Here is a 14,177-nt window from a genome sequence, read left to right on the forward strand (position 1 = left end):
ATTAATTCTGCTCCCTTTTAAATACTGTGAAAGGAAATTAGTTGATCGTAATTGTACCAAGATCTTTGGTAGAACCAGTGACCACAACGACATCATTAATCGTTTTTGGAACATACGGGCTAACCGGCATAATTTCCACTTTGTAGCTTCCGGCAGCAACTCCCGGAAACCAGAATTTTCCGGTTGCGTCTGAAATCGTACCAAGTGTATCCGTTCCAGCGATAGCATAAATTTTCGGACTGGATGCAGCGGGGCTTATTGTTCCGGTGATTGATCCTGATACAGCATTCGGTATCGCACGGATAACAGGTTTTAAGATATATTTTCCATTACCTGTTTGAACGATTGACTTGGCTGCGTCAAAATCAAGCAGCATGGTGTACGCAACGCCTGCTTCCAGTGTCTCGTTAACCTTCAGCTTTACACCTGATGACTGGCCACTGGGAGTTGTTAGAGGATAACTCACCCCATTAACCACGACGCTATTTCCGGTATCGTTTAGAACAAGTCTTACTTCCTTTAACTGGCCGGAAGGAATATCCTGGGAAGCTATTAGAGTATCCTTTCCCATTCTAAATTTTAGTACATTAAATGGGTTAGCATTAACAGCTAACGTTGACTGCCCTTCGGATGAGATAATCTGAACTTCTTTCACACTCAAAAAAAGTGCATCATAAGCGCCCGGGCCATCAGTAAGCTTAACACTTACTTTAGTCATTCCACTTCCGTCTTCATTCTTGTTGCAAGCACTAAGTCCGATTCCCAGACCTAAAAATGCTACAATTAGTAATTTTTTCATTTCATGTTTTTTTAAGGATGTACCTGCATTGTCCAAAAACCTTGCCTTTCTTCGGGATATACATGCTATCTTTTGTTTGGCACGTATAATGCTCATTATGAACTTATAAACTAAACCCATTAAAATTTTATGAAACGTTTAAAATTGTACTCTTATGTAGTCATAATGACTATCATCGGAATCACGACCAGCTGCACATCCAGCAGCACGACAGACGAGAGCAAGCAGGAAGTAACTGCAATGGACTCTGTATCAAAAGATCTGGAGAAAACAAATAAAGAACTTGAAGATGAGGCAAAGAAGGTTGAAGAGTCTCTCGATAAAATAGACAAGGAATTTAACGCGAAAAAATAATTCAGATGAAAACAAATATTTTAAAGGTCAGCATTTTCCCACTGATAGTGGTAGCGGGACTAACATTAACAGAGTTTCAGCCAGGTAAAGAAAATAAGGGTAATGGAAATAAAGGTCCGGAGCAAAAAGGCAATCAGGATCGTGGGCAATCTAATAAAGGGAACAGTGGTTCCGACAATTCCGGCAGGGGAAACCAGAACTGGCAAGGGAAGGCGGATAATGGTCAACCTAAAGGCAGGAGTGATCAGGGCAACGGCAGGAACGATGATCAGTCAGATCGGGGAAACGGTAATGAAGGCAAAAACAAAGGAAATTCCCAGGGCCGGTCGGACGATAACGGAAAATTTGATAACGACAAAGGCAGAGGGAATGACAACAAAAACATGAACGCCAATAACGGGAACGGCAACAACGACAACGGAAAAGGTGCGAATGGCAAAGGAAAATGGCGTAAAGAGAACATTTCCTGGGACAGAGATGAGAATGTACTATGGGGTTTTGACAACTATTCAAGCCGCAAACGTCCGAAGGATTTCAAAAAGGTTACTGTATGTCATAATACCGGTGATAGTAATTACCCGGTTACGATTACGGTTTCGGAGAATGCGTTAAAGGCCCACTTAAATCACGGAGATCAGGTTGGTGATTGTACAGTGGATTATTCTGATCGCTGGCCGGCAAACTTTATCAGAACCCGTGAGAATGTATATAACAACTACCAGACAACCTGGGAAACTATGTCATATAGTGAAGCTCTGCTTCGCTTCGCTGCCGAAAAGTTGTTAGGCATAAAAAGCACGTTCCAAACGCAAAGGGCTACTTTGGCTCCGGATGAGATCCAGCGACGTGAGATGCTGATCATGGATCTGCAGAACAACGTAAATTCATTGGAGAATCAGTTGGCTATTAGCAGACAAAGGACGGCGGGGTTGAATATTAATATTAATCTGTAAGAATAGATGGTGCCTACGACCTTTAAAAGGTTGTGGGTTTTAAGATTAAATGGCCGCTGCTGATGCACGCGGCCATTTCTCGTTTAAAAAAAAAGAGAATTTATGTAGCTTTATTTCTTCTCCTGCGTATACCTGTAAAATGCCAAAGAATTTACGCCTCTTTTTTCTTGTCATAACTCTTTTGAGCGCTACTTATTCAGCGTTTGGGCAGACGCCTCCAACTTTCAATGTCGACTTATCTGGCTCTACCGACACAACGGTTACGGTCCTAAACAAAAAGCGTGATGGAAACTGGTGCGGCGATAATAATTGTATCGTTTTCAACATCAAAGTTAACCCTGGCTCCGATTTAATAAATTTTACTGCGAACCAGATTACTGGTGCGAGTTTCTATACTGTGAATTGCGGCCCTCAAATACCAATTGGAACCCCTGCCTGTATAACAGGATTGAGTACAGTTTCAATTTCATTTTGTAAACCAGGGAATAACGGGGTAGATTATTTTATTACGGCAACCCGAACTGTGAAAGCATCAGGTGATCTTAATCTCAGACAGACCTGTTCCGGTTCGATGAGCGTTACAGGATTACAGGCATCTTCTGTTACCTGGACATCGATCTTCCCAGGTGCTGCAGGGACTTACAACTCTTACTTGAGCAACCCTAGCGGATCCTTGACTACATCAGTAACACCTGCAGTAGGAGCGCCAACCTACATTGATTATCGTGTTTCCGGTGCTCCAACTACAAATTGCCCAAGTGGCTTAAGTGATACAGTACGCGTCTACACGTCACCGCCACTTACCGTGGCGATAAGCCCCTCAAGTCCCATGATTTGCTCAGGTGCAAGTGTAACCATTACTGCCACACCATCGGGAGGATTGCCGGGCTATACGTATGCTTGGAATACTGGCGCAACAACGCCCTCAATAACCGTTTCCACTCCAGGCACGTACACTGTCTCAGTGATGGACCAGTTGAGTGGTTGCCCTCCTTCAACCCAGCAGGTTATTGTGGGAGCATCTCCCACGCCCACGGCCCCCACCGCATCAGGAACGACCATCTGTTCGGGGGCAACAGCAACGTTGACGGCAACAGGCCCCGGAGGGACCTACAGCTGGTATACGGCATCGACGGGAGGAACACTGCTCGGAACAGGAGCCAGCTTTACTACACCCGCTTTAACAGCCACCACCACCTACTATGTGGAAACGCTGCTCGGCTGTGTCAGTGCACGGACCCCCGTAACAGTAAGTGTGACGGCACTTCCTGCTGCACCCACTGCTGCAGGAACGACAATTTGTGCGGGAAATACTGCTACACTGACAGCAACGGCACCGGGAGGAACTTATCAATGGTATGACGTTGCAGTAGGAGGAACATCTTTATTTACTGGGTCATCGTATACAAGTCCTGCATTATCCGCTAATACGACATACTATGTACAGACGACTGTGAACGGCTGTCCTGGGCCCAGAACAGCTGTTATCGTAACGGTTACTCCATTACCCGCTGCACCAACCGCACCGGGAGTGACAATTTGCACCGGCAGCACCGCAACACTCACCGCAACCGGTCCCGGAGGAACTTATCAATGGTTTGACGCAGCGAGCGGCGGCAACCTGCTGGCTAGTTCTGCTTCGTACAACACTCCTGTACTGAATGCTACTACACCATATTATGTACAGACCACTGTTAATGGATGTACCGGACCCAGGACAGCGGTCGTTGTAACCGTAAATCCGCCGCCAGCAGCACCAACGGCCTCAGGGACAACTATTTGTTCCGGAAGTACAGCTACATTGAGTGCAACCGCCCCGGGAGGGACGTATAGCTGGTACACGACTGCTTCCGGAGGGACAGCAGTTGGAACGGGAGCAAATTTCACTACTCCGGTATTAACTGCAACCACCACGTATTATGTGGAAACCTTGTTGGGATGTGTAAGTCCAAGGACTGCAGTGACAGTTAGCGTTACTCCCTTACCTGCCGCACCTACCGTTGCAGGCACTACGATTTGTTCGGGCAGCACAGCAACCCTGGCGGCAAGTGCACCCGGAGGAATTTACGAATGGTATACTGCTGCTTCGGGTGGAACGTTGCTTGGTACAGGAGTGACTTTTACAACGCCCGCATTAATTAGTACGACAACCTATTACGTTCAGACTACCGTAAATGGCTGCCCTGGTCCACGAACCGCGGCAACCGTAACTGTTACACCCATCCCTGCCGCACCTTCTTTTGCTGCAGTGTCTACTATTTGTGCAGGTAGCTCAGCAACACTCACTGCGACAGGGCCTGGTGGATCTTACCAGTGGTATAGTGCCGCGTCAGGTGGTGCTTTGCTTGGGACAGGCGCATCGTATAACACGCCAGCGTTGAATGCAACGACTACTTTTTATGTACAGACTACAGATAATGGCTGCACAAGTGCAAGAACAGCGGTTGAAGTAACAGTTATTCCACAGGTTAATCCTGAATTCAAGTATGCATCAGGAACGTTTTGCTTAACAGGTGCTCCTAAACAGGCACCCCAAATCTTCAACGGCCCGGGGACTTTCAGCGGTTCCGGGGGATTGGTAATAAACCCTACCACTGGTGAAATTGATGTGCTCGCGAGTGGTCTGGGCGTTTACACTGTTTCCTATACCAGTACTTCACAGTGTCCACGCACAACGTCTACTACAATTACCATTACCGACACCCCAAATGCTACTTTCACATACAGCGGCCCTTTTTGCGTTGGTGGACCCAATCCACTCCCTAACTTCGGAGCTACAGGAAGTGCGGGTATTTTCAGTTCTACCTCAGGGCTCAATTTTGTAAACACAAGCACCGGGGAAATTAATCTGGCCACAAGTACTCCAGGGGATTATACAATTACCAATACAATTTCCGGGGGCGTCGGCTGCTCCGATGCCAAAAGTTTTGTAGTAACGATCACTGCTTCCCCCTCGGCTCCGACTGCTGCAGGTATGACTATCTGTGCTAATAACAGCGCCACTCTTACTGCTTCGGGATCAACTGGAACATACGCTTGGTTCAATAGCCCAAGTGGGGGGACTTCACTCGGGTCCGGAGCGTTTTACACAACCGCATCATTAAGTACCACCACAACCTTTTATGTAGAAACTACAGTTGGAGGTTGTACAAGCCCCCGAACTGCAGTTACTGTTTTTGTTAACCCCATACCTGTTTCTCCAACCATTTCAGGAGTTACAATATGCGCTGGGAATACCGCTACCTTAGTGGCAACGGCACCCGGAGGAACATACACCTGGTACACCGATCCAAGCGGGGGAGTACCCCTGGGAACAGGGATTGCCTACACAACCCCAGCATTATCAGCAACCACTACGTATTATGTTACCACCAGAGTGAATGGTTGCGAAAGTCTGCGTACGCCTGTAACCGTAACTGTTACAGCCCTCCCACCGGCTCCCACTGTTACGGGCGCGAATATTTGTGTGGGTGAAGCTGCAACTCTTTTAGCGAGCGGTTCGGGAGGCACTTACGATTGGTTTGATGCCCCTGTTGGCGGCAACCTGGTTATGACAGGTGCAAGTTTTACAACCCCGGTATTAACCTCTAACAGGATTTATTACGTACAGGCCTCGGCAGGAGGATGCCCTGGCCCGAGGACAACCGTTGAAGTTACGGTCACCCCTCGTCCGGTGGCTCCAACAGTGGCACCACTCACAATATGTGCTGGGTCTGGTGCAACACTAACCGCAACTGCCCCTGGTGGGACTTACCAATGGTACGATTCTCCAGCTGGAGGCTCACTGCTTTTCACTGGTGCAAGCTATAATACCCCGGCCCTGTTTACCAATACAACCTATTATGTACAATCTATCGTAAATGGTTGCACAGGTGCCCGTGCAGCAGTAACAGTCACAGTTACACCCCTTCCCGCTGCACCAACTGCCATTAATCCAACAATATGCTTTGGTACAAACGCGATTCTGAGCGCCACCGCACCGGCTGGAACTTTTCAATGGTACGATTCGCCAACCGGAGGAACGTTGCTTGCAAATAGCCAGACCTATACCACACCAGTTTTGACGGCAAACACCATTTACTACGTTCAAACTACCGTTAACGGCTGCCCGGGACCACGAACTGGTGTTACAGTAACCGTTACGCCTCTGCCCGTTGCCCCTACCGCTCCAGGCGTGATAGTTTGTTCCGGCAACTCTGCACTGCTCACGGCAACCGCTCCGGGAGGTGTTTATCAATGGTTTGATGCACCATCCGGGGGAAACCTGCTGGCTACTGGTGCTACCTATTCCACCCCCGCTTTGACGACAAATACCACATATTATGTGCAGTCTGTTGTCAATGGTTGCGCGGGGCCCAGAAGATCAGTCAACGTAACCCTTACTTCTATTCCACCTGCACCAACCGCCGCTGGTACGACCATTTGTTCGGGAACTACCACCACATTAACAGCTACTGCACCGGGAGGAGTATATCAATGGTATGATGCGGCCACAGGAGGAAGCCTTCTTGCTACATCTCCATCTTATACAACCGGAGTTTTAACAGCAAATACGACATTTTATGTACAGACAACCGTAGATGGTTGCGCAGGACCCCGGACTCCGGTTACCGTTACCATCACCCCGATCCCGGCTGCGCCGACAGTTAACGCACCGGCAATATGTGTGGGAAACAGCACTACGCTGACAGCAAGTGCTCCGGGAGGAAATTATCAATGGTTCGATGCTGCGTCTGGGGGCAATCTGCTCCAATCTGGAAACAGTTTCACAACACCAGCATTAACCTTAACCACCACCTATTATGTACAAACAACTATAAACGGATGTACCAGCCCCAGAACAGCAGTGAGAGTAACTACAATTCCGATTATAAATCCGGAGTTCGAATATTCATCAGGAACGTACTGCAAGTCGGGGCCAGCAGTAAGTCCAGCTCCGGTAATTCATACACCGGGGGGAGGAACCTTCACCGCAACTCCAGGTCTTATATTCGCCAACACAAGCACCGGCGAGATCAATGTGGCGGCCACCCCGATTGGTACATACACTATCACGTTCACGAATGCCTCGCAATGTCCGAGAAGCAGCACAGTAAACATAACGATTACCAATGCACCTGATGCCCGGTTTAGCTATGCTGCCACTTCATTTTGTACGGGATCAGACGACTCGCCGGCTATATTCGTTCCTGGAGCAAGTGCGGGAATATTCAGCGCTACTCCTGGAGGCCTGGTTTTCAGAAGTATTTCAACTGGCGAAATCAATTTAAGCGCAAGTGTTCCAGGCGTTTATCAGGTAACTAACACAATTGCTGCAACTGGGGGTTGTGCTGCTGCCAGTCATACCGTCACTGTTCAAATTAACGCTGCACCGGCGGCACCTTCAGTGTCAGGAGCCACGATCTGTGCTGACAACAGTACCACACTGAGTGCTACCGGATCGAGCGGTACATACGAATGGTATGATGCGGCTGTAGGGGGGCGACTTCTAGCTACGGGATCAGTATTTAGCACTGGAATTTTGAAGACGACTACTTCCTACTACGTTCAAGCCACTTCGAATGGGTGTACTGGCCCAAGGGCTGCTGTCACTGTCCAGGTTGTACCTGTAGTCGACCCAGAATTCGAGTATTCCTCGGGAACCTATTGTAAATCGGGAATATCTGTAACACCTCCTCCAGGGATTTACACTGTTGGTGGAGGCGTTTTTAGTTCGAGCAGCGGACTTGTTTTTGTAAATAAGAATACGGGAGAAATTGATGTGCTGGCCAGTACCATTGGAACGTACACTGTTAGTTTCACAAATAACTCGCCATGTCCGCGAGTTACGTATGCAAAGGTGACAATCACCAATTTTCCAAATGCAAGTTTCTCATATAGCGGGCCATTTTGCCCTGGGGACACAAACCCGCTTCCTATTTTCCCTGCGGGAGCCAGTGCGGGCATTTTTACCTCATCCTCGCCGGCCCTTGTCTTTGTAAGCACAAGAACGGGCGAAATAGACCTAAAAGCAAGCAGTCCAGGTATATACATTATCACTAATACGATCTCTGCAAATGGCGGTTGCGCAACAGCAACATTTACATCGACTGTTACGATCAATCCAATTCCATTAACCCCCGATGCCCGGAACGCTTCGATTTGCAGGGGAACCAGCACTGTACTAGCAGTTGGTGACGATTCAGGAGTTTATCAATGGTTTGACCAGGCAACGGGAGGCACAATGTTAGGTACCGGTACAAATTTCACCACACCAATTCTAAATTCCACTACGAGATATTACGTGCAAGCAATTAGCAATAACTGTGTCAGCCCCCGAAAGGAGATCATCGTTACTGTTAATGCGATTCCTGCAGCGCCTGTTGTTATTTCAAATTCCCCGGTGTGTGCGGGTAACTCGATCGTTATGGGAGCAACCTATATTCCAGGAGCAATCTACACCTGGGAGGGACCCAACAATTTCAGTTCAAATCTTCAAAACCCAATTATAAATGGAGCTACTGCCAGTCATGCTGGAAAGTACACCGTATTCGTCACAGTAAACGGTTGTGTAAGCGCGGTGTCTTCAGTGGACGTTAAAGTTAATGAAGTCCCTATTTCTGAAGCTGGCCAGGATCAAACCTTATGTGTAAGTACTAATGCTGTAAACCTCAAAGGCTCAGTTAAAGGTTTAAGCACCACCGGAATCTGGAGCAGCAGCGGCACAGGAACTTTTTCTCCATCAAACACAAGTTTGAATGCAACATATATTCCATCAGCGGCAGACAAGGCAGCACTTAAAGTAGTTTTAACGTTAACATCGACAAATAATATTAGCTGCGCACCCGCCACGTCGTCTATGGCAGTAACATTAGTGCCGCTACCTGTTGTTAACGCTGGAACTGATCAGGCCGTTTGTGCAGATGCAACAGAAATTAATTTATCCGGAGCGGTAGTTGGGGCTTCAGGCGGCATTTGGGTAAGTGAAGGCGATGGTCAGTTTCTGCCATCAAACACCGCTCTCAAGGCTACCTATATTCCGGGTCCGAAGGATGTAAAAATTGGTTGGGCAATGCTGACACTCTCATCAACGGGGAATGGGTTGTGTAGCTCAGTATCCGATGATGTTTTGATTACCATAAACCCGCTTCCGAGAGTATCAGCAGGTAAAGACAAAGTTATCAGGCTGGACGAGTCTATTACTTTGAACGACGTTGACACTGATCCGGATGTACAATATCAATGGTCGCCCGCCATTGGCCTCAACGATTATTCTATTAAGAATCCAGTGTTTAGCGGCACGGCTAGCCAGACTTATACGCTAACTGTAACAAACAAACGGGGTTGTGTATCAAGCGATCAGGTTTTCGTGAAAGTACTGGAACCTATTGTTATACCGAATACATTCACGCCTAATGGCGATGGCTCGAACGATCTTTGGAATATCGCGCAGTTGAAGAACTACACCGAAGCAACAGTCTTTGTTTACAACCGGTATGGGGTGAAGCTTTTTTACTCACAGGGCTATGAACAACCCTGGGACGGCACCTATCAGGGAGTAGAGGTACCAGCGGGAACCTATTACTATGTTATAGATACAAAAATGGGGGAGAAATTTTCAGGCTGGATACTTATCGTTAAATAATACGGTAAGTACCCAGGGCTGAAAAGCTTTTACTCTGCAACTCTCTTAAATGTATTCTTCACTTCCATCCCGCCAAAGTTCGAAGTGATCACAATTGAGTCGCCCATAAATTTTCCTTTAGATTCCATTGGACCGTTGCCAACGTCGATTTTATAGCTGAAATCTGTCCCTGCGATCTTGCCGTCACTCAAAGGTAGTTCGCCGTATTCAGAAATGATTGAGCCAGTAAGCTTTTCGCCGTCAGCTTTAAGCTTATAAGTTAAATCGAGTTTCCGGTCCTGGAAAGACACAGAGCCTTTGTAAGTGCCGGTAAGATCTGCCGCAAGGCACACTAAAACGAACAGGAAGAGTGAAGCAATTGATAATGTTATTTTTCTCATGGTTTGGGGTTATTAGGTTTTTTAATTTATTCCGACAATGATTACCAGTAGATACTATATAGCGCCACAATTATTCCGATCACGATAAGCGCCCCAACTGTAAAGGATGGCGCTGTTTTAAACATGCTGCTATCAACTTCCAGGCCGTTAGGTTTAACTCCATTTCGGGTTTCATACATACTGATGAAGTACATCACGATCACGCAGATCAGGAATACAAATCCCATACGGTCAATAAAAGGAATCTCATACACACCATCGGCATTTAATACCGCGAATCCGGATGAATGCAGGAATTCAAGATTTATATAATCCGGAGAGACCTTAAACAGGCAGGACAGGATAAAGCCACCTATTGTAGCGAATAAGGCAGCATTAGAAGTAGTTTTCTTCCAAAAGAAACCAAGGATGAACATGGCAAAAATTCCGGGTGATACGAATCCTGTATATTCCTGGATATATTGAAATCCTCCCTTTTTATCTATTCCCAGATATGGCGCGATAGCTACTGCCAGGATCATAGAAATGATAATAACCCAACGTCCAACCTGCACCTGTTTCTTTTCGTCAGCTTCAGGATTCAGTTTCTTTTTATAAATATCCAGAGTAAATATCGTAGCAATACTGTTTGCCTTTCCGGCGAGTGATGCAACTACAGCAGCTGTAAGGGCAGCAAAGGATAAACCTTTTAGACCTACAGGTAACAAATTAAGAAGTACAGGATAGGCCCTGTCAGCAACCACTTCCCCGTTGAGCATCATTTCTGATTCGAACACACCTTCTTTGTAAAGAACGAATGCTGCGATACCCGGCAAGACGACGATAACTGGCATCAGCAATTTTAAGAATGCAGCAAACAGGATCCCGCTTCTGGCAGTTTTGAGATCCGCTCCTAGCGCCCTCTGGGTGATATACTGATTACAACCCCAGTAGTTAAGGTTCACGATCCACATACCGCCGACTAAAATGGCGAGTCCCGGAAGGTCGATAAAGTGAGGGTCTTCTTTTTTGAAGATCATCTTAAAATGGTCTGCGGAATTTTCAGTCATCAGATTAAAGCCATTGATCGGACCGCTTGAGCCGTAGTGCTGCGCCACAAGATCCAATGCAAGGTAAGTAGTTACCAATCCTCCCAGGATCAGAAATACTACTTGTATCACATCGGTATAGCCGATCACGTTCATCCCGCCAAGGGTAATAACAATGGCAAAAACAGCCAGCGCGACCATACATAAACCCAGATCGAGGCCGGAAATACTGCTGATAGCCAGGGCACCCAGGTATAAGATGGAAGTCAGGTTGACCACCACATAAAGTAACAACCAGAATACCGCCATGATCATGGCTACAGTTTCGTTATACCTCGTTTTCAAAAACTGAGGCATTGTATAAATTTTGTTCTTTAGATAAATAGGAATGAAGAAAACAGCGACGATAATTAGGGTTGCTGCAGCCAGCCACTCGTAAGCAGCAATTGCAAGCCCCATAGTGAAGCCAGAACCGCTCATACCAATAAATTGCTCGGCAGAAATATTAGATGCAATCAGAGAGGCTCCGATGGCCCACCAGGTTAGCGAATCTTTTGCAAGAAAGTAATCTTTGGAGTCTTCGTGCTTTTTGCGATTATAAACATAAAGGCCGTACGCGCTCACAATGATAAAGTAGATAAGGAAGACGATGTAATCAGGTGTTTGCATTTTTTTTTATTAGGTTGGTTAGATAAACCTAATAAAAAAGATGGAATAAAAGAGGAGCAAAGAATAAAGAGCACAGAACAAAGATTGAGCCTAAAGAAGAGTGTATTCGAGCAAGCTTGAGCATTCGTTGTGCTTCCAGCCCTTGTTCTTTGTTCCTTGCTCTTTGCTCCTTACTCCCACCTAGGAGAGTGTCATCTCGCCTCTTAAATTCGTCTCCAGCAGTTCCGCAATCTTTTTCTTGCTTTTAACCGTTCCGAAAAGGTACATCAGCTTAGTCACGGCTGCTTCGAAGGTCATATCATAACCGCTTACGACTCCCATTTCCTTCAGTTCGCGACTGGTTTCATATCGGCCGAGCTCAACTGTACCAACCTTACACTGAGAAATGTTAAGGATCAGCATGCCATCTTTTATTGACTGCCGGAGCAGGTCGAGAAACCATTTTTGTGTAGACGTATTTCCTGAGCCGAAGGTTTCCATGATAATAGCCTTGCAGTCAGCGCATAAAGCTGCCTTCACAATATGCGGACTAATTCCCGGGTATAACTTCAATACACCAATTGCACTATCCAGTTTCTTATGGAATTTCACAGGTCCTTCCCCAGGCTTCAGAATGTTATGACGGTCGAATTCAAGATAAACTCCCGCTTCGGCAAGCACCGGGTAATTAGGTGAGCGGAAGGCTTCAAATTTATCTGAGTTATATTTGAATGATCGGTTACCTCGAAATAATTTATAATCAAAATAGATACATACTTCCGGAACCATGGCTTTCCCCCGGTTTTTCGCCGCTGCGATTTCCAGTGAAGTTATCAGGTTCTCCTTTGCATCGGTCCTGATTCCGTTTACGGGAAGCTGCGACCCGGTTAGGATGATCGGCTTATCCAGGCTTTCAATCATAAAACTTAAAGCCGATGCTGTAAATGACATTGTATCCGATCCATGTAGTATCACAAACCCATCGTACCTCTCGTAATTTTTTTCAATTAATGAAACCAGTTCCTTATAAATCTCCGGGCTCATATTCGAAGAATCTATAAGCGGGTCAAACGAATGTACCGTGAAATTGTAATCCAGCCTTTTAAGTTCCGGAACATTGTCAGTTATCTGATCGAAATTGAATGGAACTAGCACGCCAGTTTTAGGGTCGGTGACCATGCCGATCGTTCCGCCGGTGTATATAATCAGTACGTTGGTCATTTAATTGGTTGAGGGATTGTAAATATAACAGATAATTGAGAATTGCGAGTGGGGAATTGATAACAGCAGCGAGGATCGAGAAGCGAGGATCGAGAAACGAGAAGCGAGAATCGAGTGCCGGGTGACGAGAAGCGAGAATCGAGAACAGGACACCTAGACGCCGAATATTGTCTTCGAATTTAGTGTGGTTACTCTTGCCACTTCTTCAATTGAAACCTGCTTGAGGTCAGCAAGCTTCTGAGCAATATAGACCAAATAACTGCTTTCGTTAGGCTTACCCCGAAACGGTACCGGTGTGAGGTATGGCGAGTCTGTTTCAAGGACCAGGTGGTCAAGGCTGACGTCAGCCAAAGCTTTGTCCAGCCCTGAATTTTTATATGTTAGTACTCCGCCAATGCCCAGATAAAAATCCAGTTCGATTGCCCGCTCGGCTTGTTCGGCAGTTCCTGTAAAACAATGAAATATCCCCCGCAATTTATCATCTTTTACTTCGTCAAGAATTTCAAATATTTCATCGAATGCTTCCCTGCAGTGTATCACTATAGGAAGGCTTAGTTCCTTAGCCCAGGCTATCTGCTTCCGGAACGCCTGCTGCTGGAAAGGCAATGTGGCTTTATCCCAGTAAAGGTCAATTCCAATCTCCCCAATTGCATATATTTTCGCCTGACCAGATGCTTGCTTGATAAGGTCCAGCTCCTCCTGGTAGTTTTCCTTCACATCGCATGGATGTAAGCCCAGCATGGGAAAGCAGTTATCTGGATAACGGCTAACCAGGTTAAATACTTGAGGGACCGAAGATGAGTCTACATTGGGGAGAAATAAACGGCTTATCTCGTTATCAAAGCATCGCTGCATCAACTGAGTAAGTTTTTCAGGATCGGCTTCGTAATATAAGTGAGTGTGGGTATCAGTAAGGATCATGGGGCAAAATACGAAAAGGGTTGATAGGAGGCAAGAAGCAGGTGGCAGGAGGAAGGAAGCAAGAGTCAAGAACCAAGAGCCAGGAACAAAGAACCAAGAACAAAGATCAAAGAGTCAGGACCCAGGAGCCAAGAAACAGAAGATCTTAAATCAATATCGAAACTTCACTATATAACATACCCGTGAGCTCTTAATCTTCCCAGGGTGGAGCATCATATTGTGTACTTCAAACTATTAAAAGAAATTTAA

The 14,177-nt window shown here is 46.4% G+C and carries 8 protein-coding genes; 3 read left to right on the forward strand and 5 right to left on the reverse strand.

Annotation, left to right across the window (positions count from 1 at the left end):
• Positions 1 to 37: 37 nt before the first annotated feature.
• Positions 38 to 799: a DUF4382 domain-containing protein gene (locus B5X60_RS09315; RefSeq protein WP_079703228.1), complete on the reverse strand. Its 762-nt coding sequence runs from the start codon at positions 797 to 799 to the stop codon at positions 38 to 40.
• A 129-nt stretch (positions 800 to 928) separates the two neighbouring features.
• On the opposite strand from B5X60_RS09315, the gene B5X60_RS09320 reads away from it, so the two are divergent.
• The 3 genes from B5X60_RS09320 to B5X60_RS09330 all read left to right on the forward strand — a co-directional run bounded on the left by B5X60_RS09320 (position 929) and on the right by B5X60_RS09330 (position 9,730).
• Positions 929 to 1,153: a hypothetical protein gene (locus B5X60_RS09320; protein WP_139377431.1), complete on the forward strand. Its 225-nt coding sequence runs from the start codon at positions 929 to 931 to the stop codon at positions 1,151 to 1,153.
• Between the two features lie 5 nt (positions 1,154 to 1,158).
• On the forward strand, positions 1,159 to 2,106 hold the full coding sequence (locus B5X60_RS09325; protein ID WP_079702427.1) for a hypothetical protein: 948 nt from the start codon (positions 1,159 to 1,161) through the stop codon (positions 2,104 to 2,106).
• 139 nt (positions 2,107 to 2,245) lie between these two features.
• On the forward strand, positions 2,246 to 9,730 hold the full coding sequence (locus B5X60_RS09330) for a gliding motility-associated C-terminal domain-containing protein (RefSeq protein WP_170878425.1): 7,485 nt from the start codon (positions 2,246 to 2,248) through the stop codon (positions 9,728 to 9,730).
• 29 nt (positions 9,731 to 9,759) lie between these two features.
• Here the strand turns inward: B5X60_RS09330 and B5X60_RS09335 are convergent, their stop codons facing one another.
• The 4 genes from B5X60_RS09335 to B5X60_RS09350 form a co-directional block, all read right to left on the reverse strand.
• Complete coding sequence (locus B5X60_RS09335) at positions 9,760 to 10,110, reverse strand: hypothetical protein (RefSeq protein WP_079702429.1); 351 nt, start codon at positions 10,108 to 10,110, stop codon at positions 9,760 to 9,762.
• Positions 10,111 to 10,151: 41 nt separating this feature from the next.
• Positions 10,152 to 11,807 (reverse strand): sodium/sugar symporter, encoded by a 1,656-nt coding sequence (locus B5X60_RS09340; protein WP_079702430.1) that lies wholly within the window; start codon positions 11,805 to 11,807, stop codon positions 10,152 to 10,154.
• A gap of 180 nt (positions 11,808 to 11,987) precedes the next feature.
• Positions 11,988 to 13,007, reverse strand: a complete 1,020-nt coding sequence (locus B5X60_RS09345; RefSeq protein WP_079702431.1) for an asparaginase — start codon at positions 13,005 to 13,007, stop codon at positions 11,988 to 11,990.
• Between the two features lie 153 nt (positions 13,008 to 13,160).
• Positions 13,161 to 13,928 carry a TatD family hydrolase gene (locus B5X60_RS09350; RefSeq protein WP_079702432.1) on the reverse strand — a complete coding sequence of 256 codons (768 nt, stop codon included), beginning with the start codon at positions 13,926 to 13,928 and terminating at the stop codon, positions 13,161 to 13,163.
• Between the last annotated feature and the right edge of the window lie 249 nt (positions 13,929 to 14,177).

It is taken from the genome of Daejeonella lutea (genome assembly GCF_900168015.1).
In the GTDB taxonomy this organism is placed as follows: domain Bacteria; phylum Bacteroidota; class Bacteroidia; order Sphingobacteriales; family Sphingobacteriaceae; genus Daejeonella; species Daejeonella lutea.

Excerpts from the sequence above, each read along its gene's own strand:
- B5X60_RS09315 (WP_079703228.1), bottom strand. The coding sequence starts at position 799 with ATGAAAAAATTACTAATTGTAGCATTTTTAGGTCTGGGAATCGGACTT.
- B5X60_RS09320 (WP_139377431.1), top strand. The coding sequence starts at position 929 with ATGAAACGTTTAAAATTGTACTCTTATGTAGTCATAATGACTATCATC.
- B5X60_RS09325 (WP_079702427.1), top strand. The coding sequence starts at position 1,159 with ATGAAAACAAATATTTTAAAGGTCAGCATTTTCCCACTGATAGTGGTA.
- B5X60_RS09330 (WP_170878425.1), top strand. The coding sequence starts at position 2,246 with ATGCCAAAGAATTTACGCCTCTTTTTTCTTGTCATAACTCTTTTGAGC.
- B5X60_RS09335 (WP_079702429.1), bottom strand. The coding sequence starts at position 10,110 with ATGAGAAAAATAACATTATCAATTGCTTCACTCTTCCTGTTCGTTTTA.
- B5X60_RS09340 (WP_079702430.1), bottom strand. The coding sequence starts at position 11,807 with ATGCAAACACCTGATTACATCGTCTTCCTTATCTACTTTATCATTGTG.
- B5X60_RS09345 (WP_079702431.1), bottom strand. The coding sequence starts at position 13,007 with ATGACCAACGTACTGATTATATACACCGGCGGAACGATCGGCATGGTC.
- B5X60_RS09350 (WP_079702432.1), bottom strand. The coding sequence starts at position 13,928 with ATGATCCTTACTGATACCCACACTCACTTATATTACGAAGCCGATCCT.